At 63.4% G+C, this 26,937-nt stretch carries 23 protein-coding genes; 9 read left to right on the top strand and 14 right to left on the bottom strand.

What is annotated here, in order from left to right; translation table 11 throughout:
- Positions 1-73 precede the first annotated feature (73 nt).
- Complete coding sequence (locus GSQ89_RS36245) at positions 74-628, top strand: hypothetical protein (RefSeq protein WP_158932980.1); 555 nt, start codon at positions 74-76, stop codon at positions 626-628.
- A 137-nt stretch (positions 629-765) separates the two neighbouring features.
- Here GSQ89_RS36245 and GSQ89_RS36240 read toward each other — a convergent pair whose 3' ends face one another.
- The 6 genes from GSQ89_RS36240 to GSQ89_RS36215 form a co-directional block, all read right to left on the bottom strand.
- A complete protein-coding gene (locus tag GSQ89_RS36240) occupies positions 766-2,121 on the bottom strand; it encodes a trypsin-like peptidase domain-containing protein (RefSeq protein ID WP_158932979.1) in 1,356 nt (451 codons plus the stop codon).
- Positions 2,122-2,223: 102 nt separating this feature from the next.
- Positions 2,224-3,078, bottom strand: a complete 855-nt coding sequence (locus GSQ89_RS36235) for a hypothetical protein (protein WP_158932978.1) — start codon at positions 3,076-3,078, stop codon at positions 2,224-2,226.
- A gap of 960 nt (positions 3,079-4,038) precedes the next feature.
- Complete coding sequence (locus GSQ89_RS36230; protein WP_158932977.1) at positions 4,039-4,545, bottom strand: DUF4157 domain-containing protein; 507 nt, start codon at positions 4,543-4,545, stop codon at positions 4,039-4,041.
- Between the two features lie 92 nt (positions 4,546-4,637).
- The gene (locus GSQ89_RS36225; protein WP_158932976.1) at positions 4,638-5,441 is read right to left on the bottom strand and encodes a hypothetical protein; all 804 of its coding nucleotides are present in this window, start codon (positions 5,439-5,441) and stop codon (positions 4,638-4,640) included.
- Positions 5,442-5,884: 443 nt separating this feature from the next.
- The gene (locus tag GSQ89_RS36220) at positions 5,885-7,060 is read right to left on the bottom strand and encodes a cobalamin-independent methionine synthase II family protein (protein ID WP_158932975.1); all 1,176 of its coding nucleotides are present in this window, start codon (positions 7,058-7,060) and stop codon (positions 5,885-5,887) included.
- Positions 7,060-8,064 (bottom strand): D-cysteine desulfhydrase, encoded by a 1,005-nt coding sequence (locus GSQ89_RS36215; protein WP_158932974.1) that lies wholly within the window; start codon positions 8,062-8,064, stop codon positions 7,060-7,062. Before GSQ89_RS36215 ends, GSQ89_RS36220 begins: the two co-directional genes overlap by 1 nt.
- A gap of 149 nt (positions 8,065-8,213) precedes the next feature.
- On the opposite strand from GSQ89_RS36215, the gene msrP reads away from it, so the two are divergent.
- The 6 genes from msrP (at position 8,214) to GSQ89_RS36185 (ending at position 16,228) form a co-directional block, all read left to right on the top strand.
- Entirely contained in the window at positions 8,214-9,146 is a 933-nt protein-coding gene (gene msrP / locus GSQ89_RS36210) for a protein-methionine-sulfoxide reductase catalytic subunit MsrP (RefSeq protein WP_158932973.1), read from the top strand.
- Positions 9,143-9,451 carry a hypothetical protein gene (locus GSQ89_RS36205; protein ID WP_158932972.1) on the top strand — a complete coding sequence of 103 codons (309 nt, stop codon included), beginning with the start codon at positions 9,143-9,145 and terminating at the stop codon, positions 9,449-9,451. The genes msrP and GSQ89_RS36205 overlap by 4 nt, the downstream gene beginning before the upstream one ends.
- Positions 9,452-9,503: 52 nt before the next feature.
- Entirely contained in the window at positions 9,504-12,503 is a 3,000-nt protein-coding gene (locus tag GSQ89_RS36200) for an ATP-binding protein (protein ID WP_158932971.1), read from the top strand.
- Between the two features lie 21 nt (positions 12,504-12,524).
- Complete coding sequence (locus tag GSQ89_RS36195; RefSeq protein ID WP_158932970.1) at positions 12,525-14,210, top strand: hydantoinase B/oxoprolinase family protein; 1,686 nt, start codon at positions 12,525-12,527, stop codon at positions 14,208-14,210.
- Positions 14,211-14,222: 12 nt separating this feature from the next.
- Positions 14,223-14,471 (top strand): CDGSH iron-sulfur domain-containing protein, encoded by a 249-nt coding sequence (locus GSQ89_RS36190; protein WP_158932969.1) that lies wholly within the window; start codon positions 14,223-14,225, stop codon positions 14,469-14,471.
- Between the two features lie 311 nt (positions 14,472-14,782).
- Complete coding sequence (locus GSQ89_RS36185) at positions 14,783-16,228, top strand: FAD-dependent oxidoreductase (protein WP_158932968.1); 1,446 nt, start codon at positions 14,783-14,785, stop codon at positions 16,226-16,228.
- 121 nt (positions 16,229-16,349) lie between these two features.
- Here GSQ89_RS36185 and GSQ89_RS36180 read toward each other — a convergent pair whose 3' ends face one another.
- Genes GSQ89_RS36180 through GSQ89_RS36165 form a run of 4 tightly spaced genes read right to left on the bottom strand, consistent with a single transcriptional unit; the run spans position 16,350 to position 21,558 of the window.
- Positions 16,350-17,240, bottom strand: a complete 891-nt coding sequence (locus GSQ89_RS36180; RefSeq protein ID WP_158932967.1) for a hypothetical protein — start codon at positions 17,238-17,240, stop codon at positions 16,350-16,352.
- Positions 17,241-17,271: 31 nt separating this feature from the next.
- Positions 17,272-18,003: a TenA family protein gene (locus GSQ89_RS36175; RefSeq protein WP_158932966.1), complete on the bottom strand. Its 732-nt coding sequence runs from the start codon at positions 18,001-18,003 to the stop codon at positions 17,272-17,274.
- Positions 18,000-20,636, bottom strand: a complete 2,637-nt coding sequence (gene pepN / locus GSQ89_RS36170) for an aminopeptidase N (protein ID WP_158932965.1) — start codon at positions 20,634-20,636, stop codon at positions 18,000-18,002. Before pepN ends, GSQ89_RS36175 begins: the two co-directional genes overlap by 4 nt.
- A gap of 37 nt (positions 20,637-20,673) precedes the next feature.
- Positions 20,674-21,558: a CoA ester lyase gene (locus GSQ89_RS36165; protein WP_158932964.1), complete on the bottom strand. Its 885-nt coding sequence runs from the start codon at positions 21,556-21,558 to the stop codon at positions 20,674-20,676.
- Positions 21,559-21,642: 84 nt separating this feature from the next.
- On the opposite strand from GSQ89_RS36165, the gene GSQ89_RS36160 reads away from it, so the two are divergent.
- A complete protein-coding gene (locus GSQ89_RS36160) occupies positions 21,643-22,683 on the top strand; it encodes a 5-methyltetrahydropteroyltriglutamate--homocysteine methyltransferase (protein ID WP_158932963.1) in 1,041 nt (346 codons plus the stop codon).
- Between the two features lie 9 nt (positions 22,684-22,692).
- Here the strand turns inward: GSQ89_RS36160 and GSQ89_RS36155 are convergent, their stop codons facing one another.
- From GSQ89_RS36155 to GSQ89_RS36140, 4 genes are all read right to left on the bottom strand, one after another.
- Positions 22,693-22,983, bottom strand: coding sequence for a cytochrome c (locus GSQ89_RS36155; protein WP_158932962.1), 291 nt, complete (start codon positions 22,981-22,983; stop codon positions 22,693-22,695).
- The gene (locus GSQ89_RS36150) at positions 22,980-24,185 is read right to left on the bottom strand and encodes a molybdopterin-dependent oxidoreductase (RefSeq protein WP_158932961.1); all 1,206 of its coding nucleotides are present in this window, start codon (positions 24,183-24,185) and stop codon (positions 22,980-22,982) included. Before GSQ89_RS36150 ends, GSQ89_RS36155 begins: the two co-directional genes overlap by 4 nt.
- Before the next feature lie 68 nt (positions 24,186-24,253).
- Positions 24,254-25,051 carry a phytanoyl-CoA dioxygenase family protein gene (locus tag GSQ89_RS36145; RefSeq protein WP_158932960.1) on the bottom strand — a complete coding sequence of 266 codons (798 nt, stop codon included), beginning with the start codon at positions 25,049-25,051 and terminating at the stop codon, positions 24,254-24,256.
- A gap of 15 nt (positions 25,052-25,066) precedes the next feature.
- Positions 25,067-25,738, bottom strand: coding sequence for a GntR family transcriptional regulator (locus GSQ89_RS36140; RefSeq protein WP_158932959.1), 672 nt, complete (start codon positions 25,736-25,738; stop codon positions 25,067-25,069).
- Between the two features lie 334 nt (positions 25,739-26,072).
- On the opposite strand from GSQ89_RS36140, the gene GSQ89_RS36135 reads away from it, so the two are divergent.
- On the top strand, positions 26,073-26,937 hold an 865-nt coding region (locus GSQ89_RS36135), incomplete at its 3' end, for a site-specific integrase (protein WP_158933258.1).

Here is a 26,937-nt window from a genome sequence, read left to right as displayed (position 1 = left end):
CTCGCAATACGGCCCAGCGTTATTGAAATGGGAGGGTCCGCCTGTGTCCATTCGGCAAATTGTCGCAATCTGCATGACCTATGCAGCCGCGATTACTGTCGTACATGCCCAGTCTGCTGATTTTGCCTGCCCAAAAGCCGGAACCGTCGAGCAACGGGCGGTCTCGTCCACCACCTATAACGGTCCCTCACCCAGCGATCCCACGATTTGCATGATAACGAACCGCCTCGGCAAACCCGAGCAGCGTCTCTACAATCTGTTTCCGCTGTCCGACATTAACAACAACGCATCCGCTCTGGCGCCAATGAAGGCCGGATTGTCGGACATTCTGTCCGGCCGAAAAACCAGCGTGACATTTCCGAGCACGCTGTCCAACGGCTACATTGAAAAAGACACGTGGACCTTTGTTCGGAAGGAGCCGCTGCAGGTCGGCAACAAGACATTCAATACCTTGGTTCTCGATCGTGAAATCACCGCCGATCCACGTGGCAGAAGCGGCTTTCATGGGCATTATATAATGTGGATCGATCCGGCGGCAGGCCTTTGGCTGAAGTCCGAACTGACCGACGCCAGCGGTAACACCAACATGTATCCACAATCGTCTCGGGTGCGGACAGTTACGCCCTGACCCGGCCGGCGGGACCCGAAAGTGCCGGCGGCAAGCCACCGCCGGCGTTTGAAAAGCCGGCCGACATCGAAGCGATCAGGCCCGGGCCTTTCATTCACCTTGGCGATTCATGGCCCCAAGGTCGGTTCTATACACAATCATTCCTTTCCAGAGAGCGGAATGGGTAACCAGAGAGGCTCATTATTCCGTTCCAACAAAACCGCCACGTAGTCGTGTGTCCCTGGTATTGCGGCCTGCAACGCACGCAAGGCCTGGTCGGGACTGGAGACGCTTTGCGCCTGCACGCGCAGGATGATATCGCCTTTCTTGATGCCGCTGCTCGCCGCCGAACCAGCCGGATCGACAGCGGCAACCATCACGCCGCCATGGGGTCCGGAGACGAGATCCAGGCCAAGCATCCGAGGTGCGGTACCACGGAGAACGGGTGGTACACCCTCCGGCCAGGCAAGGATCGGGACATGGACGACCGAACGCTTACCGTCATGGAAGATTTCCAGGGCAGCATCAGTACCGCTGGGCTCCTGCGCCACTTTCCGAGCCAGATCCCGGGGATCCGACACCGTCTGTCCGTTGAAGGACAAGATCACATCGCCAGGCTTGATCTGTCCTTTCATCATGTCGTTGCGGTCGGCATCCACTGAGTCGACCAACGCACCGTTCACACCCGGCGCACCAATCGCCTGGGCGAGCATCCACGTCACTTGCTGGGCGCGGATCGGCAGCATGCCCGCGTTGACTTTCCCGTTCGCGATCAGGCGCGAGTAAACGAAGTTCAGTTCATCGGACGGGATGGCGAAGCCGATACCGATCGAGCCCGAGTAATCGCCCGGCCCGAACAGGACGCTATTCATGCCGATCACCTTACCCGACACGTTGAATAGCGGACCACCGGAGTTGCCATGATTGATGGTCGCGTCGGTCTGGATGTAATCGTCGAATGGGCTTTCCATAATGTTGCGATTGACGCCGCTGACGATGCCGGCGGTGACGCTCTGGTCGAAACCGAACGGGCTGCCGATCGCGATGACGGTATCGCCGACCTGCATCTTGTCGCTGTCGCCAAATGCGACGGCGGGCAGCGGCTTGCCCGCGTCGATTTTCAGAAGCGCGATATCCGCCTTGGACGTCACGCCGACAATCGCCGCCTTGTAGCGAATGCCATCGGCGGTCACCACGGAGACCGAGATCGAATCTTCAATGACGTGCTTGTTGGTGGCGATGTAGCCGGATGGATCGATGATGAACCCGGATCCATTGATGACGGTCGAATTCTCGGATGAAGCGGCTACGGGGGCGTCACCTATCAGCTTCTGCCGTTCTTTCGGGAGCAGCCTGACGGAGAATACCGTGACGACGGCCGGTTTGACCTTGGCGACGACCATGGCGATCTGATCGGAGGGCGGTTCCGCCCACGCGGAACGCTGGCCGGGTATCGCCAGGGCAAACAACAGAAACACGCCCAGAGCAGAACACAGCCCGATCACGCCGCGCATCGGTGCGCTCCTCCAATCTCCGTATCGCATGAAACAACGACCCCGAACCGGCAATCAGCTCGGGGTCGCCATTCCGTTCAAGCGACGTCCAGGCGGCAGATATTACTGCTGCTTGGCCACTGTGCCGTCCGTGACAGCTCCGGGGGTCGGAGCGGCCGCGTCGATGTGCTGCTTGTGCCAAGCCGCTGCCGAGGCATCGGTCGCACCCGGGTTCGAAGGCGAATCACCGCCATCGATGTGCTGCTTGTGCCAAGCCGCCGCCGAGGCATCGGTCGCACGCGAGTTCGAAGGCGAATCACCGCCATCAATATGCTGCTTGTGCCAGGCCGCCGCCGAGGCATCGGTCGCACGCGGGTTCGTAGGCGAATCACCGCCATCGATGTGCTGCTTGTGCCAAGCCGCCGCCGAAGCATCGGTCGCGCGCGGGTTCGAAGGCGAATCACCGCCATCGATATGCTGCTTGTGCCAGGCTTTCGCCGAGGCATCGGTCGCGCGCGGGTTCGAAGGCGAATCACCGCCATCGATATGCTGCTTGTGCCAGGCTTTCGCCGTGGCGTCAGTCGCGCGCGGGTTCGAAGGCGAGTCACCGCCATCGATGTGCTGCTTGTGCCAGGCTTTCGCCGAAGCGTCGGTCGCGCGCGGGTTCGAAGGCGAATCACCGCCATCGATATGCTGCTTGTGCCAGGCTTTCGCCGTGGCGTCGGTCGCGCGCGGGTTCGAAGGCGAATCACCGCCATCGATATGCTGCTTGTGCCAGGCTTTCGCCGTGGCGTCAGTCGCGCGCGGGTTCGAAGGCGAGTCACCGCCATCGATGTGCTGCTTTTGCGTGTCCGTGGCGGTTGACGTGGTCGCCGGAGCGGCTGTGGTTGCCGGGGCGGGCGTGGTTTGCGCAAACGCCGGCACGGCCGCGAACAACCCGGTCATGACCAAGGCGGTCGTAACGTTAAGAACTTTCATGACGAACTCCTTCATAGTGATACAAGGGATACGCGCTTATTTGACCCTTGCCTACCGTCGGGGCAAGCCCCGGAATACGGACCGGAAACTGTTTATTATCCGGCCCCACGCATTGACCGTCGCGACACTCAACAGACGGATTGTTTCTTCTCGGCGCCACGACCGGATCTGGGCCGTCCGCGAGGACTCCCATATTCGACTGCCGCCGTAAACTTCATTGTTTGCTCCCCTCGCTCTGTTTCGCTCGACACTACAGGATCGGACAGTAGCACTCCTTGCATCGATATGCTCAGTTTTGGACAAAACCGTTGACCACGGGGGGGTTCGCGACAATCGGGCGCTGTAAACACCCGTTCGCGGATGAGCCCAGTGGTCCGAAACCGCAACAGGGGTGCCGCGATGGCGTGGTGTCGTTGCACCCTATGGTGTCCCGAGTGACACTCTGTAAGGCGATGCGCCCCCGTCCATGTCCGATGTTGTCGCGAGAACAGGACATGGCGTTGCGTTTCCGCTAACTCAAGTAGGATCACGCGACACAGGAACTGTCAATGACTTTGATACATTGGCGCTTGTCGTTCAGAGCATGATCGCGTCGGGTTGAAACATCATCGTTCGGCGCGTTGCCTGAAGGCGCCATTCAAGCTCAGGGTGAGGGCGTCGACGTTGAGATATCAGCCTCGTCTCCGTGCCATGACGAATTAACATGGCGAATTGAGAGTAGGCCTCAATGGCGGTTGGTATCAGTCGATCGCGTGTGGATTTGGCGATCCGGACGCGCCGCCGATGGCCCCGCCGGGGTCTCGGTAAGGCCGTCAAGAAGTTATTATACTTCTTTGATTTTGAACCAAAACTGTTCCACAAATTGCTGTTTCGTGCGGTTCAAATCCACATAGACCGCTTTCACTTCGATCTTCAGCCTGTATACGAATGCAATCGTATGAAGGCGATATCAAAGCCATCCTACGGCCTGACGGGCGCCAGCCCGCGTCGCGGCAGCCAGGCGGCGAAGCGGTTGGCGTTGTCGATAGCCTCCCGCTCCACGGCGCCGCTGTCGTGGACGTAGCGTTCGGCGAAGCCCTGGATACCCCAGCGCTGATACTGCATGACGTGGGTCAGCTCGTGGGCCCAGACCTTCAGGTCGGTTTCGGCCACAAGCTCATTCTTGAACAGCACGACGTCGCCCAGCGTAATCGCCGTCGCGTCACCGTAGGAAAACGCGAGCGCCGGCAAGGTCAGCGCGGACGCGGTTCCCGTGGCATGGTGGCACTTCCGCAGCAAAGCCGCCGGGAAGTAGCCCAACAACGACCGATACACGCCGGGTGGAACCGGCCGCACGCCATCGGCGATCGCTTGCCGGCGCGCGTCGTCGATCAGCGCGGCAAGCGCGCTGGCCGCCTCATCCAACAGATCGGCGGCGATGGCGGGCCGGGCCCTGACCGGCAGGACCCAGGCAAGGCTGGCTAGCAAGAGAAACCGGCGCATGTGTGTGAGGGGGGAGTGGACATGGAGACATATTTAACTTCTCATCACGTCCAAAGCCCGCCCGAAATGTGGCGATATCAGGAAGATCGCGGGCGCCCGCCGAGGTGCTCGAGCAGCGCGACCGCGCCCGGCAGATCGGCTTGCCGCGCCCGCAGCAGTTTCTCGCCGCCGACAGCGAAAACGGCCACAGCCGACAGCAGGTCGCGCAGCCGGCCAGGGGCGCTGGCGTCGAACGGCAGCACACAGCCGCCGGTGCGTTTCGCCAAATCCCAGAACACCTCGGCATCCCGGCGCGCCGCAGGGTCGGCCGTGTCATGCAGCACGATCAGCTTTGTCGCGTTGGCGCCCATCGCGTCCGCAATCTGGCAGCCCTGCGATATGCTCTCCTCGAACACATCGCCGATGTAGACGACCACGCGCACGCCCGGTTGGCGGAGACTTGCCGAGAGGATCGGCAGCAGGCGGGTCGATCCGGCCTGGCACGCCACCCCGGCGGCGCGGTCACGCAACCTGTTGGCATCGTTGGTGAATGCGGTGAAGGTATGCACGCGGGCGCCGCCATGCACGGCGAGGGCCACGTCCAACGCGCCCGGCAACGCACTGACCAGCGCGTCCGTCACCTGCTGGGCGGCCGCCCAGGCCGGCTCACGGGAGGCGGTGGCGTCGACTGCGAACACCAGGCGGGGCCGAAGCGGCGTGCCGGTTTCCAGCGGCGGTTCGGCGTGGGTCAGCGCGGAACGCAGCGCCGCGGGGGCGGACGCGGCGGCGGTTACGGCGGTGGTCGCCATGGTCCTCAGCCGAACCAGCATGCCGCCGGAACGGATTGGGGCGGGTGGCGGCGCCTCATCCGGGATCAGGACGAAGTTCGGCTTGTCGGTCATGATTGGCCCCGATGCCTGTGCCGACGATCCTACAGTATCATCGAACCGGCTGGAATTGGCGCTTTAACTCTTTGTTTGATCGCGTGATTCGCGCCCTGTTGGCATTCCGCCCAGGGTGACCACGCTCTTGGGTTCGGCGCGAAATAGGCGAATCATCAAGCACAGGGCGTCGGCCTGCCGTCATCCCGTCAGGGGTGGGCCCATCAGCGTCCGGATAAGCGATGGGCGACGAATTGTTGGGCCGAATCGGGGGGACGCGGCCCGAGGGGATCGAGTGTGCCCCTGGCTATCCGCGCTTCATCGGCCGGTGCGAAGATGGCCGGGACATGCCCGGCCATACGTTGACGATTTGCCTGTTGCCAAATTCTTCTCCCCTTTTATCGTTCTTCCGACGATACTGGGGAGTAGAATGTCCGCTAAAAAGATTTATTTTTCTCGAACGGTTAGCCCCGCATCCCCAAGCGTTCCGAGGCGATCCGCGCGCCGTCGGCCATTGCGCGCAATTTCGCCCATACGACGTCTTCCGCGACGCGCCCGCGTCCGGCCGAGGTGTCGAAACCACAGTCGGTTCCGGCCAACACCCGCGTCGGATCGCCCACCACCTGGGCCACGCGCTCCAGGCGATCGGCCACGACCTCGGGGTGCTCGACGAAGTTGGTCAGCGGGTCGATCACCCCCGCCACGACGACCTGACCGTCATCCAGCGGCAGGTCTTTCAGGCACCGGTACTCGTGCGCATGCCGGGGATTGGCGAATGGCAGCACCCAGCCACCGACCTTGGCCTGGCTGATCGCCGGCAGGATGTCGTGCAGATCGACGTCGCAGTCGTGTGGTGCCTCGTAGTTGCCCCAGCAGGCGTGGATGCGGACCCGGTCGCGCGGGATGTTCACCAGTGCCTCATTGATCGTGGCGACCACGCGTTCGGCGAAGTCGATGAAGTCGCCCAGCGGCCGATCCTGGTAGGACACGTGGCGTTCGAGCGCCAAATCGGGCGCGTCGATCTGCAGCAGAAAGCCGGCCTTGACGATCGCCTCGTATTCCACCCGCAGCGCCTGGCCCAGAGCATGCAAATACGCGTCCTCGGTATCGTAATGCGCGTTTTGCAATGCTGCGGCGATAATGCCCGGCGACGGCGCGGTCATGAATGCTTCAGCAAACCCGCCCTCGACTTCCGACAGAGTCGCCAGGAATTCGTCGCACTCCGCCTGCACCAGTGCCGGATCCATGTAGGTGACCGCGCCGATCGCCTTGGGCAGAGTGCCGCGGTTGCTGACGGACCGCCGCAGACCTTCCTGTTCCGCCGACCAGGCCCGGAATCCTGGATATTTGTTGATGTCGGCTACGGTCGGACGGACCCAACTGCCGCCGAAACCGGTCATACGCCGGCGGACATACAGGAAGAAGGCCTCGCGCTGCTGTTCGCCGTTGTTACCGACGTCGATTCCCGAACCGATCTGCTGGCGCACGACGTGGCGGGTGGCGCGCTTGCCGGCTTCGTCCAGGGCGGCTTCGTCGATCGCCACGCCCTCGATCCGTTGCGCATACAGTTCGGTCAGGGCGGCGGGGCGCGGCAGGCTGCCGGTATGGGTGGTCAGGATGCGATCCTGGCTGGTCAGCATCAGACGGCCCCTTCCAGGAATGTGTTGTAGCCAAAGAGTCCGACCGCACCGCCGGTATGCAGGAAGACGATGGTCTCGCCTTTGGCCAGGACGCCTTTGCGGATCAGGTCGATCATCCCGGCCATCGCCTTGCCGGAATAGACCGGGTCGAGGAGAATGCCTTCCTCCTGCGCCAGCATGCGGACGGCCTCTCCCATGCCTTCGGTCGGGATGCCGTAGCCGGCGCCGACGTAATCGCAGTTGGCGACCACGGACTCGCGCGGAATGCCGCCCTTCATGCCGACGTATTCGGCGGTCGCCAGGGCCAGCCGATAGACGTTTTCCTCCTGCCGGTCGCGCGGCAGCCGGACGCCGATGCCGAGGACGGGGACCTGGGCGTTCATCCCCTCCAGTCCGACGATCAGGCCGGCATGGGTTCCGGCACTGCCGGTGGCGGTGACGATACGGTCGATCCGCAGCCCCATCTCATCCGCTTGCTGCATCAGTTCCTGGGCGCAGGAGACATAGCCCAGCGCACCAACCTTGTTGGAGCCGCCGCCGGGAATGACGTAGACGGATTCGCCCGCGGCACGCAGTTCGGCGCCGCGTTTCTCGGCTTCGGCGTTCATATCCAGGCCGCCAGGCCGGTATTCGATGCGGCAGCCGAAAAGCTTGTCCAGCAGGACGTTGCCGCTGCCCAGGTAGTCGCGGTCGTTGGTCTCGACACGGTGTTCCAGCAGCGCGGTGCAAGTCATGCCACATTTCCGAGCGACCGCGGCGGTCTGGCGGACGTGGTTGGACTGGACGGCACCCTGGGTGACGATGTGGGTGGCGCCCTGCGCTTTTGCCTCGCCGATCAGCCACTCCAGCTTGCGCACCTTGTTTCCGCCGGTCGCCACCACGGTGCAGTCGTCCCGCTTGATCCAGATCTCCGGTCCGCCGAGGGCGCTCGAAAAGTTAGTCAACCGCTCCAGCGGCGTTGGGGCTGGAAACAGGCGGACCCGCGGAAACCGGGCAAGATGCATAGACGTTCTCCTGGAGGGATTATTTCGACGGATTGACCAATGTTTAATTTCCTCCATCCCGTGGCATCCGGCAATGTGCGTCCCTTACATATGACATCTGATTGTGATCGCCGTGCGTATGAGAACGGCAACAGGAAAAGGCTTGGGTCATGCACATCATCCGGCGGCGAGGGTGGGAAGTCACGGAGCGGCCGGTGACCCCCGAACACGTGGTATTGAAGCGCCGGTCGCTGCTGAAGGGCGCCACGGCGATGACGATCCTGCCGGGTGCGGCATTGTTTTCGCGAGCGGCGCGGGCCGATGTCCCGGTCAACCCGGCCTTCAAGCCCGGCCGCGCGGTGACCGAGGAAAAATACGCCACCACCTACAACAACTATTATGAATTCAGCGAAAGCAAGGACCTGTGGCGGGACGCCCAGGCGTTGAAGCAGCGGCCGTGGACCATCAAGCTGGACGGGATGCTGAAGCAGCCTCGGACCATCGGCATCGACGACCTGCTGAAACAGGTCTCGCTGGAGGAGCGGATCTATCGCCACCGCTGCGTCGAGGCCTGGGCGATGACCGTCCCGTGGACGGGTTTTCCGCTTTCCCAGTTGCTGAAAATCGCCGAACCGCTGGGGTCGACGAAATACGTGGTGTTCGAGACCGCACAGGACAAAGTGATGTCCGGCCTGGATGCGCCGTTTTATCCGTGGCCGTATGTTGAAGGGGTGACGATCGACGAAGCCAGCAACGAGCTCGCATTCATCTCCACCGGCATGTACGGCAAGCCCTTGCCGCCGCAGAACGGCGGGCCGATCCGCCTGACGCTGCCGTGGAAATATGGCTTCAAATCCGGCAAGGCGATCGTGAAGATCACGTTCACCGACAAGCGTCCGATGACGTTTTGGGAGGCAATCGGGCCGACCGAATACGGTTTCTGGGCGAATGTGAACCCGGCGGTTCCGCATCCGCGCTGGAGCCAGGCGACCGAACGGCTGCTTGGCAGCGACGAAAGGGTGCCAACACAGATTTTTAATGGTTATGCTGACCAGGTTGGTGCGTTATACGCTGACTTGAAGAACGAGAAGCTGTTCATGTGATTGCCCAACGCGCCCTGGCCGTGATCTCCGCCATCCTGCTGGTCGCCGCCGTCGCCATCGCGACGTTCGGGCCGGAGAGCGTAACCCTCGGCCAGGGGCTTTACCTTCTCGATCATGACGTGCTGGACAAGCTGCCCGATTGGTCGACCCGCAACCTGGGCATCTGGGTTTGGACCTCAGTGATCCAGCCGCTTCTGCTGCGGCCGGCATGGTTGGTCCCGGCCTCGGCGGGGATCGTTTGCATTGGCCTGTCGATGTCGTTGTCGTACCGCAAGACCACGCACCGGTCGCATCGCCGGAGCTGAACGGGGCGAATAACGTTTGTCCCCAAGGTGTTTGGTGATCTAATCCCAGGGCATGTCCGGTACCACGCTCCAACCCGAGGATCCGGCCACCGCGGGGGAATCCGGTGGCGCGGGGTGGGCGCTGACCGGGGCGTTCACCTGCCTTATTCTGCTGGTGCTGGCCGCGACGGCGTTCGCCCTGTGGGATGGGCGCCGAACAACGATCCACGAGTACCAGGATCGGCAGACCCGCCTTGGCAATGTCCTGGCGGCGCAAGCCGAACGATCCCTGCAGGCGATCGATCTGGTGGTTGTGGCGACGGTCGATCAGATTCAGGCGGCCGGGATCGAGACGGACGACGATCTTCGCCGTCAGATGGGAAGCGAGCAAGTCCACACGGAGTTGGGGTGGAAACTGCGAAACCTGCCGCAGCTTGAAGCGCTGACCGTGCTGGATTCACACGGCCGGGTGGTGAATACGACCCGATTTTGGCCCTCCGCCGGGAAAGACCTCTCGGCGGGGGATGCGTTCCGTCATTATCAGGGGCCGCCGGCCAGGGAACCCTATATCAGCAGTCTGGTGAATGGCGGCCTGTCCGGGACACAGACGTTCTTCCTGACGCGCCGGATCGTCGGCCGTGATGGCCAGTTCGTCGGCCTCGTCACCGGTGCGATCTCATTGCCATATTTCGCGGAGTTATTCGAAGCAGTCGATGGCGACTATGGCGCCGTGATTATTTTACTGCGCATCGACGGCACGATCATGGTCCTGTATCCGGCGGCGCCCACCTATGTGGGCCGTCGCCTGCCGGTCAGTTCCCCCTGGTACAAGGTCGTGGCTCATGGCGGCGGTCTATACGAAGGAGCCGGGTTTATCGGCGGAGAATCGCGTTCGACCTCGGCCCACCCGTTGCGGAATTACCCCCTGGTCATCAATGTCGGCATCGATGCCGGCATCGCGCTGTTGGATTGGCGACGCCAGGCGCTGTGCATCGGCGTGGGATCAGCGGTTGTCATTTTCACGCTGCTCGGGCTTTTCCAACTGTTGCGCAGCCAGTTTCGCCACCTCGCCGACAGCGCCGCCGACCTTCGCCGGACCGCGGCCGCCCTGCGGTACAGCGAGGCCAACCTGGCGGCGAAATCCCAGGTGCTTGAAACGACCCTGCGCTACATGGACCAGGGGATCATGATGATCACCGCGGACCGCAGAATCGTGGCCTGGAACGCCCGGACCGCCGCGTTGCTGGACCTGCCGGAATCGCTTCTGGCGAAACAGCCTCATTTCGAGGAAATACACGCGTATCAATGGCAAATCGGCGAGTTCACACAAACCGGCGTGGAACTGACAACCGCGTTCCGGGGAGGCGACGTGCTGAAGGTGCCGCATACCTATCAGCGCCGGCGCCCCAACGGCCGGGTCCTGGAAGTTCACAGCGTCCCGATGCCGGACGGCGGCCTTGTCCGCACCTATACCGACATCACCGACCGGAAACTGGCCGAGGACTTTGCCTTGGCGGCCAGGGACCAGGCCGAGGAAGCACGGGTCGCCGCGGAGAAAGCCAACCAGGCCAAGACCGAATTCCTGGCCAACATGTCGCATGAGATCCGCACGCCGATGAACGGCATCATCGGCATGAACAATCTTTTGCTGCGGTCGGACCTGCCGCAGACCCAGCGCGAATGGGCGGTCGGAATCCAGGAATCCGCCCAGGCGCTGCTGAGCGTCATCGACGACATCCTGGACATCTCCAAGCTGGAAGCCGGGAAGGTGGAACTGGAACGCACCGACTTCCACCTGGGCGACACGATACGCGCCGCCACCGCCCTGCTGCATCCCGCTGCCCGGGAGAAGGGCCTGAACCTGGTATGCAGCATCGATCCGGCGGCGGAGCGGCGGGTCAACGGCGATCCGTTCCGGCTGCGGCAGGTCCTGGTCAACCTGATCGGCAATGCCGTCAAGTTCACCGAACGCGGCCGGGTGGACGTGCGCGCCGCAACCGATAGGGGGGATCCGATACAAATCCGGATCGAGGTCGAAGACACCGGCATCGGGATGGCATCGGCGTCGCTAGACCGGCTGTTCCAGAAATTCGCCCAGGCCGACAGCTCCATTTCGCGCCGGTTCGGCGGTACCGGCCTGGGGCTGGCGATCAGCCGCGAATTGACCGAGTTGATGAGCGGTACGCTGACGGCGGAGAGCACCGAGGGCAAGGGCAGCCTGTTCCGCATCCTGCTTCCGCTGATGGACGCCGTGGGCGAACCGTCTGGCGATGAACCTGGCAGCGACCCGCCAGTGCCGGTCACGCGTTCCCTGCATGTCCTGGTCGCGGACGACAACCCGACCAACCGGCGCCTACTGACGGCTCTGCTGGAAGGGGCTGGATATAGCGTGACGGTGGCGGCGAACGGCCGGAAGGCCGTGGAGGCGGTCGCGCGCGAACAGTTCGATATCGTGCTGATGGATGTGCAGATGCCGGTGATGGACGGCATCCAGGCGGTCAACCACATCCGCGCCCTGCCGCCGCCCAAATGCGACATTCCGATCATCGCGGTGACCGCCGACGCGTTGCATGGGGCGGCGGAGCGCTATCGCGCCGTCGGGATGGACGGCTATCTGAGCAAGCCACTGTCCTCCTCGGGGTTGTTCCGAGCACTCAACGCGTTCACGGTTGGGGAGCGGCCGAAGCGCTCGCCCGCCGATGGCCTGCCAATGATTGACCGTTCGGCCATCGAGAGCCTGCGCGGCTTTTTGTCCTCGCACCAGATCGAGGCGTTGCTGACGGAGTCGATGACCGATATCGGAGAGCGCTTGCGCCTGCTGAAGATCCGGCTGGACGCGGCGGACGCGGCGGGCGCAGCGCGGGAGGTGCACGACCTGGTGTCGATCGCCGGGAATTGCGGCGCGCGTGCCCTGTATGTCATGGCGCGTGACATCGAGCGTGCGTGCAAGCAAGGTGTCATGACCGACGCGGTCGAGGGTTTCGCGCGGCTGTGCGACGTGGCGACGGGGTCGATCGATGCCCTGACAGGCCTGCGGGATGAGTTGGCGAGAGACGTTCGGGTCGAGCATTGAGGGGTATTGGGGATGCGGGGGTTGAAGACCGATCCGGCTCGTTTCGAGGTGGTCAAGAACGCACTGTATTCCGCCGCCGAGGAAATGAAGATCGTGCTGGCGAAGACCGCCTATTCGCCGCTGCTGAAAGTGGCGGGCGATTATTCCTGCGGCATATTCGATATCGATGGGAACATGGTCGCGCAGGGGCCCGATTTGCCGATCCATCTGGGGTCGATGCCGGATGCCGTGCGCGCGGTGGTACGGGCGTTTCCCGACGTGGTGCCGGGCGACGTGTTCATCCACAACGATCCTTACGATGGCGGATCGCATCTGCCCGATGTGAACGTGGTGGCGCCGGCATTCCATGAGGGCCGCCTGCTGGGGTTTGGCTGCGTTCGGGCGCACTGGCCGGATATCGGCAGCGCCACGCCGGGCAGCTACGGGGCGGTGACCGAAATCTATGGCGAGGGGCTGCGGCTGCCGCCGATACGCCTGTATCGCGACGGCAAGCCCGATCCATCGGTCGAGGCGATCATTTTCGCCAACGTCCGTACGCCGGCGGAGCGGCTGGGCGACCTGCGTGCCCAGGTGGCGGCGAATTACCGAGCGGCACTGCGGCTGTCGGAACTGGCGGCGAAGTATGGCACCGACACGCTGCTGGGGATCATGCAGGAGGTGCTGGATTACTCGGAAACGATGATGCGGGCGGCACTGCGCGCGCTGCCCGATGGCGAGGCGGAATTTTCCGACATCTTCGATGGCGACGGCGTGATCTCACCCGGGGCGTCGGAGGATGCGACGTTCAAGGTCCATATCAAGGTGACCAAGCGTGGCGATACCGTCACCGCGGATTTCACCGGGTCCGATCCGGCGGTGGCGGGGCCGATGAACGCGCCGCTGACGGTGACGGCGTCGGGGGTGTTCTGCGCCCTGAAGATGATCGTCGATCCGAAAAGCCTGATCCCGCCGAATTCCGGCTGCTGGCGGCCGGTGACGGTCACGGCGCCACCGGGATCGGTGGTGAACGCACAGCATCCCTCGCCCGTGGTCTATGCCAACCATGAGATTTCGCACCGGGTCGCCGACATGGTGATGGCGGCGCTGTTCACGATTACACCGCGAACGGTCATGGCGGGATCGCAAGGAACGTCGGCGGTCATTACTTTTGGCGGTGTCGATTATCGCAGTGGCGATCGTTTCGTCAGCTACGAGTCGGTGAAAGGCGGCTTTGGTGCCCGGCCCAACAAGGACGGCATCAATGCCGTGGCCAGTACCGTTTCCAATATGAGCAATACGCCGATCGAAATCCTGGAAATGAGTTTTCCGTTGCGGGTCGAAGAGTATTCGCTGGTGCCCGACAGCGGCGGCGCGGGGACTTACCGTGGCGGGCTGGGTGTGCGCCGCGTGTGGCGGGTGCTGGAGAATCAGGCCCATGCCGCGGTCTGCTGTGAACGGACGGTGACCCCGCCGTTCGGCCTGGACGGCGGCCTGGCCGGCGCGCCCGCCCGGCTGGAGTTGATCGCACCGCGGTCCAATGGGCGGACATTGACCAGCAAGGGGGGATTTCTGGCACCGGCCGGATCGCTGGTGGTGATGGAGGCGCCCGGGTCCGGCGGCTATGGACCGCCTTCGGGGCGCGACAAGGCGGCTCTTTGCGAAGACCTGCTGGACGGCTACGTTACCCCGGCGAAGGCGCGCCTGGATTACGGCGCCGAGACCGCATAGGGAGGAAGTATCATGTCTGAGTCACTGCCGATTGTTGCCCAGAAGGGCTCCTACAAAATCGAGGTCGAGGCGGGGAAATCGTATTGGTGGTGCGCCTGCGGCAAAAGCGGCAAGCAGCCGTTCTGCGACGGTTCGCACAAAGGGTCGACGTTCGCGCCGATGAAGTTCGACGCCGAGGAGTCCGGCATCGTGTCGTTCTGTGGCTGCAAGGGCAGCGCCAAGTCGCCCCGTTGCGATGGGTCGCATAAGAACCTGCTGTAGGCGTTGGGCGCCGCCCATCGGAAGATGAGCGGCGGCGCTTTCGTTCGCTGGGGTTGCGTCTTGTCCGGGCATTGCGGTGAACGGTGGGCGGGTGCGCTTCGTCTGCCGGTGCGAAGATAGCCGGGTAGGTTTGATCGTTGGGCTGACGCCTGTGGCGTGGCGCCCTGTCCGGGCGGTCGACGAAATGGTTGCCGTCCCGGTGCAAACGCGCATAATCCGGGTTGCTGGAAATGGTTCCTGCCAAGCAAGAGACCGTCCCGATGCGCTTGTACCGATCCCTGCTTCGGCGTTATCGGCCCGAAGCGTTCAAGATGAACCGCCGATCCTTCCTGTCCGGCGCGGCCGCGGTGGGTTTGCTGGGCAGCACCGCCGGTGCGCGTGCGGCGGCGGTGCCAAAACCGCCCAACGGTCAGCGTGTCATCGTGATCGGGGCCGGTTTTGCTGGCCTGGCCTGCGCATACGAGCTGCTGCATGAAGGCTTCCATGTCGATCTGCTGGAAGCACGCAATCGGGTCGGCGGCCGCGTGCTGACGTTTCGGGACTGGATTCCGGGCAAGAACATCGAGGGCGGGGCTGAGCTGATTGGCAGCAACCACGTGGCATGGTTGCACTATGCGACACGCTTCGGCCTGAAATATCGCGATATGACGGAGTACCCGGAAGACGAAAGACCGATTTTACTCGACGGAAAATTACTTTCGGAAAGCGAAAAGCGTAGTCTTTTTGAAGAAGCCGACCGGGTCTATACCAAACTGACCGGGCTGGCCTGTGAAGTCGATGCCGAAAAGCCGTGGCAAACCCCCGACGGCGACAAATGGGACGGTCAAACACTGGGCGGATGGGTCCGCGCCAACACCACGGACGAACGGACGCGCGCGTTTATTGCGGCGGAAATCAGCGCCGACAACGGCGTATCGATCGACAATCAGAGCCTGCTGGCGATGCTGGTCGCCATCAAAGGCGGTGGACTGGAGAATTTCTGGACAGAGACGGAAGTTTATCGTTGCTGGCAAGGGAATGACAGTCTGGCGACATCGTTCGCGCACGTGATCGCGGAACGGAAATCGCTGCATCTTCGGACGCCCGTTACGTCCGTGACACGCCATGCCGATCGCATGGCCGTCACCGATCAATCGAACAAGGTTTGGAATGCCGATCATGTCGTGCTGGCAATACCGCCAACGACCTGGAGCAAGATCAGGTTCGATCCCGCCAAGGAAATCGATGCCATCAAGCTTCAGATGGGTTCCAATGTGAAGTTCCTCGCTCGGGTGCATCATGACGTGTGGGATCCCGCCAGCCCTTACGCGATGACAGACCAGTTCATCAGCATGACCTGGGATGGCACCGACAACCAATCACCGCCCGGCGACGTCTGCATGGTCGGCTTTGCCGGCGGCAAGGCGGCGGACGATGCCATGGCGAACTATCGCGACAGCAAGGCAGAGAAATTCATTACATTGCTACATGATCTGTATCCACGGTTTCCGGCCCGCGGCGCGGTGGAACACAGGTTTATGGACTGGCCGCAAGATCCCTGGACCCTGGCAGGCTACTCCAGTGCGCGGCCGGGACAGATCATGGCCTTCTCCCGCACGCTTTATGAAGGGCTCGACCGGCTGCAATTCGCCGGCGAACATGCCTGCTACGCCTTTCCCGGATTCATGGAAGGCGCACTGCAATCGGGCATGCGCGCGGCCGGCAACATCGCAGCGGTTCACGACCACGCCTACAAGGACTTCGCTGGCGCGTTTTAGAGTTCGCAACGGGCCTTCGCCCGCTATGACGGCATCGGGCGGCAGTGCCAACGTCGAAGCGTTTATTTATCCGCAGATCCTTAGCACTGGCAGCGCATTCCTTGATCCGCTGTCTTCAGGGTCAGCGCCCGAATAAACCGCGAACCGAACGCCGCACCCAGAGCGCCGGCCCCAGGATCCGCAGTAACCGAAGGAGAAGCCGCTCCACCCCGGCAATGCGATCCGCGTGGTCGCGCACCGTCTCGACCAACGCGTCCAGACGGGCCTCCGTTCCTTCGGCCGCAGGCTGCGCGCCCACGGTTTGCGCCGATACTGGCAACGGGCCGCCCGGCTTCAACGACTTATCGATAAAAACGATATTGGTTTCGATAGTCAGACGTTCGATCGCGAGATAGGGCCGGCTGGCGGTCATCAACTCCTGCATCAGGGGCTCGACGAGTTGTTTCACCACACCGACCATGCCATGTTGGCTGCTGTGGAACTCCCGCGCATCAGGAACCGCGTCGTTCCAGTTCGGCACTGCGAAGTCTCGACCATCCGGGTACTCACGGAGAAAGCCGGTGCCGAAATCCTCGATCACGTAGCAACCGCCGGGTACCAGCCAGCGCGGGAACAGATAGTGCAACGACCGCTTTGTCAGGTAGCCGATATGGGAGGCGTCATCGACAATCAGGTCGAAACCGCCCCCTGCGATCTTCGCCGCCTGATCCAGTACCGCGGGGTCGTCCTGACTGCCCTGGATGAAATAGATCCTGTCCTGACCCAGGACGCGTGGGGGAGCCGCAGCGATATCGATGCCGACAATGGTTGCATGCGGCAGGTAGTCGCGCCAGCTTAGTAATGAGGCGCCCGATGAAACGCCAAGTTCCAGGATGCGCAGCTTTTCCTGCCGCCGATGCTGTAGCAGCCGCGTATAGCTTGCCAGATAACTCGGGCCTTTACGCGTCCCGTCACCTTCCGCGTAATAGCGTTCAGCCAATTCATCGAGCGTGACACAATCATTTTCGTCCATTCGTTGGGTCTCTCATTTCGGCCCCGGGGAGTCAACGCCGGTTGCGGGCTCCGGCAGACGGCCGGCCTGCCGCATCGGGCACCGAGCGGGCGGCGGGCGTGCTATTCTGCGCGGGCCAACCGCGAAGTTGATAGGCGCCGTCCCAGAACAGGTATTCATATTGGCTGGACCGGATGAATGCGGTCATCATCCGACGGCGGATCGCATCCGTCGCCCCCTCGGCCGCCTTGTCGGTCGCCGCGATCACCGCGCGGACGGCATTGCCGAATCCCTCGTCGGAATAGGTATCGATCCAGGCACGGTATTTGTTGTCGGGGGCGGCCTGCCGGGCGATGGTGTTGCCAACATCCCAATAGATGCAGAAACACGGCAATATGGCCGCCATCAGCACCTCCCACGGCTCGTGATAAGCCGTGGCGAGCAGGAAACTGGTGTAGCCGAGGCAATCGGGCGACGGTTCGGCCTGCGACGCATCGGCGCCGAACTGGGTAAGATACTGGCCGTGCAGTGCCTGCTCGACCGCCACCGCTTCCAGGGCGCATTCGCCGAACAACCGCAACGTCGCGCCATCGGGGCCGCGGGCGCCGGCCATCACCAGGATGCGGGCGTACTGATCCAGGTACAGCGCGTCCTGCGTGATGTAGAACTGGAACCGCGCCTGATCCAATGTCCCGGCGGCCAATTCGCGATTGAACGCCAACCCGTCGATCGCCGCCCGAAGCTGCGTGGTGCGCTGCCAGGCGTGATCGCAGAAGCCGGTCATGCGATACTCTTCGATGCCATTTCGAAGGTATTCCGCGACAGATCGGGCAAATCGAGAATCCGTTGCAGTTGGGCCTTCATCAGGCGCTGGCGGCCTGCGTCGAACCGCCGCCACTGACCCAACGGCGACACCATCCGAGCCGCGACCTGGCCATTGGTGGGGTCAAGCTGGATGATGGTGTCGGCATACAGCCGATAGCCGGCGCCCGAGGCATCATGGAACCGTACCTGGTTGCCGGCGAAACTACTCACCAGCGCCCGTATCCGGTTCGGATTGCGCAAATCGAAGTCCGGATGGGACTTCAGCCATTCCACCGCCTGCACCGTTTGCGGCAGGGGCGACAGCGCCTGAATCGCAAACCACTTGTCCAGCACCAGCGGGTCGTCCCGCCACGCCTGATAGAATGTGGCCAGAGCCTCCGACCGCTCCGGACAATCCACGCCCGAAAGAATCCCCAGCGCCGCCAACACATCGGTCATGTTGCGGCCGGCATCGAACTGCGCTTTCGCCAGCGTCACCGCCGCTGTGTCACCGGCCGCGACCAGGTAGGCCAGGCAGGCGTTGCGCAATGACCGCCGGCCGATCGCCGGCCCCGCGATCGAGTAACCACCGCTATCGGTGAAACCGTCATACAGGGCACGCAGCCGGTCGCCCAGGGTTCGGCCGATCGCCTGGCGAACCAGATCGCGCGCGGTATGGATCGCATCGACATCGACCACGTCCATCTTATCGGCCAGCGTTGCCTCCCCGGGCAGCGCCAGAGCCTCCGCCGCGAACGCCGGCTCCTGCTCCAAGGTGGACGCCATCGCCTCGATCAGCGCCGGGTCCACCGTCGGTTCGCCACCGTCCTGGATCGTGGCAACCATGTCCAGCAGCGCCGCGGCGGCGAATTGCTGGCCGGATTCCCAGCGAACAAAGGGATCGGTGTCATGGGCGGCGAGAAAGCGCAAACGATCCGGTGTCAAACCGGACAATTTCACCGGCGCGGAGAAACCGCGCAGCAGCGACGGTACCGGCGGGCTGGCGACGTCGATGAATTCAAACCGATTTTCCGCCCGGGTCGCGAGCAGAACCCTGGTTCCAGGCGTCGTATCGGGTTCGCCGTCCAGCCGCGTGGCGATTTCCTGGCCGTTACCGTCCAGCAGCCCCATCGCAACCGGAATCACCAGCGGATACTTGTCAGGCTGGCCGGGTGTCGGACGGGTCGCCTGGCGGATGGTCAGGGAATAGCGTTTCGTCGCCGGATCATAGGAGTCCTCGACGGAGACGTCAGGCGTGCCCGCCTGATGATACCACAGCTTGAAGTCCTCCAGATCGACACCCGATGCGTCCTGCATCGCGCGGGCGAAATCGTCGATCGTGACGGCGTTGTTGTCGTGGCGGGCGAAATACAAATCCATGCCGCGCCGAAACGCCTGACGGCCGATGATCGTGGCCATCATACGGATGACCTCGGCCCCCTTGTTATAGATCGTCGCGGTATAGAAATTATCGATCGCCAGGTAACTGGCCGGTTGAACCGGATGCGCCAGCGGGCCGCTATCCTCACGGAACTGCGCCGCCCGCAGCGCCCTGACGTCGCTGATCCGCTTCACCGCCCGGCTGCCCTGATCGGCGGAGAATTCCTGGTCGCGATAGACGGTCAGGCCTTCCTTCAGCGACAGTTGGAACCAATCGCGGCAAGTGACGCGGTTGCCGGTCCAGTTGTGGAAATACTCGTGCGCGATGACAGTTTCGATGCCCTGGTAGTCGGTGTCGGTCGCGGTTTCCGGCCGAGCCAGGACGTATTTAGTGTTGAAGACGTTGAGGCCCTTGTTTTCCATCGCCCCCATGTTGAAGTCCGACACGGCGGCGATGTTGAAGACATCCAGGTCGTATTCCAGGCCGAACACTTCCTCATCCCACGTCATGGAGGTCTTCAATGAACGCATGGCGTGGGCGCAACGATCCTCGTCACCGCGGCGGACGTAGATGCCAAGCGCGACCTGGCGGCCGGAACGGGTGACGAAGCTGTCTGTGACCGACACAAGATCGCCGGCCACCAGTGCGAACAGATAGCAGGGTTTGGGGTGGGGGTCGGTCCAGGTCACCGAACGCCTTCCGTCCGGAAGGTCGGTGACCGGACCTGGATTGCCGTTCGACAGCATGACCGGGCAGGTGCTGACGATGGTTGTCGTGTAGCGCGACATCACATCCGGCCGGTCGGGGAAATAGGTGATCCGGCGGAAGCCCTGCGCCTCACACTGGGTGAAGTAATTGCCGCCGGAGACGTATAATCCGCTGAGTTCGGTGTTCGCCTTGGGTGAGAGGCGGGTTTCGATCTCCAGCAGCCCGGCCGCCGGCATGTCGGGAATGGCCAGGCCACCACTCGTCTCATGGTAATCCCCAGGCTGCAACACAGAGCCGTTCAGGGTCAGGCGGACCAATGTCAGCGACTCGCCATCCAGATGCAGCGGGGCGTCCGCCGGCGCCGCCGGATTACGTCGCAACATCAGCCGAGCAACGACGGTTGTCGCCATCTCATCCAGGTTGAAGTGGAGATCGACGGTGTCGATCAGGAAGGCGGGCGGCGCGTAGTCCGCCAACCGGATTTCACCTGGAGCCGCGTCGGTGCGGATGGAGTCTGCTGGCATGTCTTCTCCGGCGTCATGTCTCGTTCGATGTGGGAAGTTACCTGTTCCTGGCAGCCTCGGCGAGAATCTCTTTCGCAAGCGGCAGCATGGCGTAGTCAACCATCGCCCCCTGGTAGCTGACCGCGCCGAGACCGGCCTTTTCCGCCACCTCGAACGCTTCCAGCAGGCCCTTGAAGTAGGCGACTTCCTGTTCCGTCGGCCGGTATACTGCGTTGGCGATGGCGATATGGGACGGATGCATCACCGCGACCCCAGAGTAGCCGATGTCGCGGGCACGGCGGATCAGCTTCTCGACCGCCGCGAGGTCGTCCTGCGCCGTGCCGAAAATGCCGGCAATCGGATACATGGCCCCGCCGGCTCGGCTGTCCAGCACCATTTTCGAGGCCAGGTACAGTTGCTCCTCGCCGCCTGAGGTCGCCCGAAAGCCGAACGCGCGGGCGAAATCGCCGGACACCGGGCCGCTGAGCGCGCCATGGATACCGCGCACGCGGGTGCTGGCTTTCACCAGGTTATAAGCGTCGTACATGCCTTGCGCCGTCTCCGGCAGCGGCAAGATCCCCACGCTGCCGTGTGCGACGCCGGCGCGCCCTTCCGCGTAGCTCAGCAGATCGTGCAGCCGGCGGATTTCGTCGGGGCTGGCGACCTTCGGCAGGACGATGGCGGTCAGGCCGTCGGTGACCGCGGCCTCGACCTCGGCTTCGGTGCCGTCATACAGCGGCTGGATCCGCACAAACGAGCCGACGCCGGCATCGCGCAGTTCGTGGATCTCGCTTTTCAGGTGGCCCATCGCCTGCGGCTTGAACTGGGGCGGGACGGAGTCCTCGATATCCAGCACCACGGCGCCGGGGCTGACGCGGATCGCCTTCGCCACCCAGTCGCGGCGATGGGCGGGCACGAACAGCGCGGATCGAATGGGCCACATGGGGCTTGTCTCCTTGGGCATCTGGAAAGGCAGTTTGCGGGGACGCGCCGCTAGGTGCAATTGTGCGGGCGGAGGTTCCGTTTCATGCCCTATCCCACCCATTTGCTGCCGACAACCGTCGTTGGCAGCTATCCCCAGCCGGACTGGCTGGTGGATCGCGCGACCCTGCACCATCACGGCGTGCCGCGTGCCCATGCCCACGATATGTGGCGGGTGCCGCAGGACCTGCTGGAGCAGGCGCAGGATGACGCGACGATTCTGGCGATCCGCGACATGGAGCGGGCCGGGATCGACATCGTCACCGACGGGGAAATCAGGCGCGAGAGCTACTCCAACCGCTTCGCGTTGGCGCTGGAGGGCATCGACGCCGACACGCCGGGCGAACTGCGACAGAGTGGTGGGCGGGTGACCAAGGTGCCTCGCGTCGTGGGGCCGATTCGCCGTGTGGCCGGGGTGGAAACGCGGGATGCCGATTTCCTGCGCGGCAATGCGACGCGGGCAACGAAGATCACGCTGCCGGGGCCGTTCACCTTGTCTCGCCAGGTGCAGAACGATTTCTACAAGGATGAGGAAGAACTCGCGATGGATTATGCCGTCGCGGTGAACCAGGAGTTGCGGGCGCTGAAGGCGACCGGCGTTGACGTGGTGCAGTTGGACGAGCCCTGGGTGCGGACGGCGCCGGAGCAGGCGATCCGGTACGGGATCAAGGCGATCAACCGCGCGTTGGAGGGGATCGAGGGACCGACGGTGGTGCATCTGTGTTTTGGCTATGCCGCGGTGGTGGCGGAAAAGCCCAGCGGCTACAGTTTTCTGGCGGAACTCGGGGATACCGTTGCCCAGCAGATCTCGATCGAGGCGGCGCAACCTCGGTTGGACCTTGGGGTGCTGCGCGACCTGGCCGGGAAGACGATCATGCTGGGTGTGCTGGACCTTGGGGATGCGGCCGTGGAAACGGCGGAGACGGTGGCCGCGCGCATTCGCGACGGGTTGCGGTTCGTGCCGGCGGAGAAGCTGGTGGCGGCGCCGGATTGCGGGATGAAATACCTTCCGCGGGATGTCGCGTTCGGCAAACTGCGGGCGATGGCGGAGGGGGCGGCGATCGTGCGGCGGGAGTTGGCGGGCTAGCCTCCAGTCTTACGGCTTCGCCGGCGCCGCGTAGTGCGCCGCCAGATAGGCGACGATCTGCGCAGCGGTGGCATCGTCGATCGGGGCACCGAACGCTGTGCGCATCTTTGTCACCTCGGCCTTCCACTGGTCAGCCGTCAGAAACACGCTGTTCATGACGATGTAGTCCGATGTGTGGCAGGCGTTGCAATGCGCGCTGGTGACGTCCTCGCCCGGGCCGGGCTTCAGGGGCGCGGGTGGGTCAGCGAGGGCGCCTCGGGCGATCAGCGCCGCCAGCGCCGCGGTTGCCAGCCGCTTCATACCACCGTCACGGCGATCGGACGCGGCACGTTGTTGTGGTACCCGCCCGGGTTTGCCTTGAACCGTTCGGCCTGTCGCTCCCCGGTGTGGCTGGTGGCTCGACTCATCAGCCGGTACGTTCCGGGTCGCATCAGTTCGGTCTGTAGGAGAAACCGGCGGTAGGCGTAGGGACCAAGCGGCCGATCCAGCAGCGCATCCTGCCAGTTGGCGCCACCGTCGATCGAGACTTCGACCCGGTCGATCCCGGCGCCTCGATCCCAGGCGATGCCTTGGATATTGAAGCCCGATCGCTCCCGCTCCTGGCCCTCCAACGGGTCGGCGATCAGCGAGTTGACGACCAGTTCGGTGATGGGGACGGTTGTGGGCGTGGCCTGGGACTGGAACGGCCGCGTGACCGGGAACAGACCGGCCGGGACACGATAGGCGGTTTGCATCCAGAAATTCTTCAGGGGGGACGAACTGACCTCGATACTGGTCAGATGCTTCATCCAATAGGTGCCGACCCATCCGGGCACCACCAAGCGTGCGGGATAGCCGTTCAACTGCGGCAGCGGCGCGTTGTTCATCGCGATGGCTACGATGGTGTCGCCATCAAGCGCTTTTTCCATCGGAATGCTTTTGCGGAACGGCGGCGTGCCGTCCATCACCGGCTTGTCGGCGCCACCCAGCCAGACCTCCAGGGCCTCCGGCTTGACGCCGGCGACCTTCAGGACATCGCGCAGGGCCGGCCCGCTCCACACCGCGCAACCCATGCCGCCATCGGTCCACTGCACGCCGGCGACGTGCGGATCTACCAGGCCCCGGCGGTTGCCGGCACACTGGCAGACCGACAGGACGTCGTTCGACGGCAGGTCGAGCAGGTCGCTCATTTTCAGTCGCACCGGCTGCTTGACGGCATCTCCGGCGACGGACAGCGTCCAGCCATCCATGTCGTCGGCCGACGGCACGCCAGCGAGGTGATAGCGCACGTAAAACCGGTCGTTGGGCGTCACGACATCGGTAAAGACATCGACCGGCGACGCGTAATTCGGTGGCCGGTCGACAAGGCGCAGCAGCCGCCGCTTGTCGGGCAGGTTGACGTATTGGGCGATTTCCCGCGTACCGTCGGGCAACTCGGCGGGAATTGTCGTGCTTTCCGCCGCGACCGAAGGCGACGCGAGCAAAGCCGCACCCGCTCCGGCGATCACGTCACGCCGCCGCATGCCTCATCCTGTCCTGCCGTGGGCCCGGGATTGTGTGGCCTGAAACGCCGCGGCGTGCAATCCGGCGGTTATTCCGCGGCTTGTTGGAAGGTTTGGGCGTAGCGGGCCAATGCACCCTCATCTGTCGGGATAATCGGCGCAAAATCGGTGTGTGCGATCCATTCCGCTCGGGTTGGCTTGCGGATGTAGTTGGAGACGGCGTTCAGGGTCAGATAGACGATTTTGCGCGGATACGGCGTGATGTTGCCGGCGGAGCCATGCACCAGGTTGCCGTGGAACAGCAGCAGGCCGCCGGGTTTGCCGGTGGGGGCGACGATGCCACCGGTTTCGACGATGCGGGTGACGGTCGGTTCGTCCAGCGTCCACAGCGGGTAGGACGTGGTGCTGGTGTCATGCTGCGCGGCGAGGACGCCGTTGGTGTGGCTGCGCGGCACCAGCATCAGCGGGCCGTTGATCGGCATCACCTCATCCAGGAAGACGGCGATGTTCATGGCACGGGGTTCGGGCATGCCGTCGTCGCGCGCCCAGGTGCCGTAATCCTGGTGCCATTGCCAGACGTCGCCGGTGAAGGAGGCTTTGGCGTTGATTTTGTATTGATGCATGTAGACCTGCTCACCGAACAGTTGCTCGACGGGGCGGATCATCAGCGGGTGGCGGGCGAGCAGGCCGTGCGCTTCGTTGTAGAGATGGGCGGCGAAGGCGGTGCGGGGGGCGCCGGACTTCTCGCGCCAGACTTCGGGGCGCTGCTGGCTGTAGATCTGGTCGGCTTCGGATTTCAGGATGGCGACTTCGGCTGGGGAGAAGGTTTCGGGCAGGAAGAGGTAGCCTTCCTCGTGGAACTGCCTGGTTTGTTGTTCGGTCAGCATGGGTGGTTCCTCCGTCTATGCGGCTTTTGGTTGCAGTTCCTCGGCGGTCAACCGAGCGGCGGTGGCGGCGTGGTCGCGGGCGGCGGTTTCGGCTCCGACGGGATCGCCGGCCAGGATGCGGTCCACGATGGCGGGGTGTTCGTGATGCCAAACGCGGGCGGCGTAGTCGGGTGCCCGCAGCACCATGGCCATTGAGCGCATCAGATGCGGCCAGAGCGGGCTGGTCATTTCCTCGATCGCCGGGTTGCCGGACAGGCGGTACAGGGTGCGGTGAAAGTCAGTGTCGGCGCGGACCAGGGTGGGGATGGGGGTTGTGGCATCGAACTGGACGCCGGCGTCGCGTTGGCGTTTCAGGCTGTCGCGATTGGGGTGATCGTGTGGGCGTTGTGCCGCCAGGCGGGCGGCGAGGCCGTCTATGGCTTCCCGCACCTGATAGAGTTGCATGACTCGGATCGGGTCGAGCGGCACGACGCGCATGCCCTTGCGGCCATAATCTTCGACGAGGCCCTGGCGCTTCAGCAGGTGTAACGCGTGGCTGACGGGCTGGCGGGAGACACCGAGCGTGTCGGCGAGTTCGGCCTGGCGGATGCGCTGGCCGGGCAGCAGCGTGCCATCGGCGATCGCCGCCAGCATTTGCTGGTAGGTGCGGTCGATCAGGCTCTCGGGTGCTGATAGGGCCTGCAGCATGGAATTCGGAATTCCAAAGTTTGGAGCGGGTGGATAGCTTGGGTGGGGTGGGGGCGTCAAGGGATGGGGGTGGGCGTGTGGTGTACCGGAGTGGGGCCGATGCCGGAGTGGGGTCACAGCTCAGTGCGCCACTGAAGCCGCAATATCACGCATGACAAAGGACGTTGCACTAAACCGCTTCGCGGTAATTCTGTGATTTTGGCATCGTTTCTCTAGTTCTACTTGGCGGTGTCTGGTTAAGCCGAGAGTACATGTCCTGTCTGGTCTAACAACTCAACTGCGAGACGATGCGCCGGCGCCATGTGGCGCTGTCCATCTCGCAAAGGAGTTGTCCATGAGCCCGCTTCGCCGTCGAATGATCGACGATATGCAGATCCGCAACCTGACGCCAAACACGCAGCGCGTATATGTCGCACAGGTCGTCCGGTTCGCCTGCCACTTTCGCAAATCACCCGAACTCCTGGGGCCGGCTGAGATCCGGACCTATCTGATCCACCTGACGCAAGAAAGACGCCTTGCGGCCAGCTCGATCATCGTCGCGGTCTCCGCGCTTCGTTTCTTCTTCACCGTCACCCTCAAGCGGCCCTGGATTGTCGAGGACGACATCCCCGCCGGCCGCCAGGCCAAGAAGTTGCCCGTCGTGCTGAGCAAGGAGGAAGTCGCGCGGTTCCTGGGTGCCGTGGACATCCTCAAGCACCGGGTCATCCTGACCATCTGCTACGCAACCGGCCTACGAATTTCCGAGGCCGTTCGCCTCAGACCCGCTGCGATTGACAGCAGACGTATGGTCATCCGGGTCGAACAAGGCAAAGGCCGCAAAGACCGCTATGTGATGCTGCCGCCCAAGCTCCTCGATATACTCAGGGACTACTGGAAGCTTACCCGTCCGGGAGAGTGGCTGTTTCCGGGCCGCGAACCCGGCCGGCCGCTCTCGCCGCTCACCGTCGACCGGACCTGCCGCGAGGTGAGGCTGCTGTGCGGCATCGACAAACCGATAGCACCGCATGCGCTGCGCCACGCGTTCGCGGTTCATCTGCTGGAAGCCGGCACCGATCTGCGTACCATCCAGTTGCTGCTCGGCCATCGCAATCTGAGCACCACGGCGCAGTATCTCATGATCTCTACCGGCACGGTCTGCGCCACAGCCAGTCCGCTTGAGTCTCTCGACATCGGCTCGCCAACCTTGCCGGACCTGGTGC

Source organism: Acidisphaera sp. S103, assembly GCF_009765975.1.
GTDB lineage: Bacteria > Pseudomonadota > Alphaproteobacteria > Acetobacterales > Acetobacteraceae > Rhodopila.
This window is presented reverse-complemented; position numbering and strand designations above follow the sequence as displayed.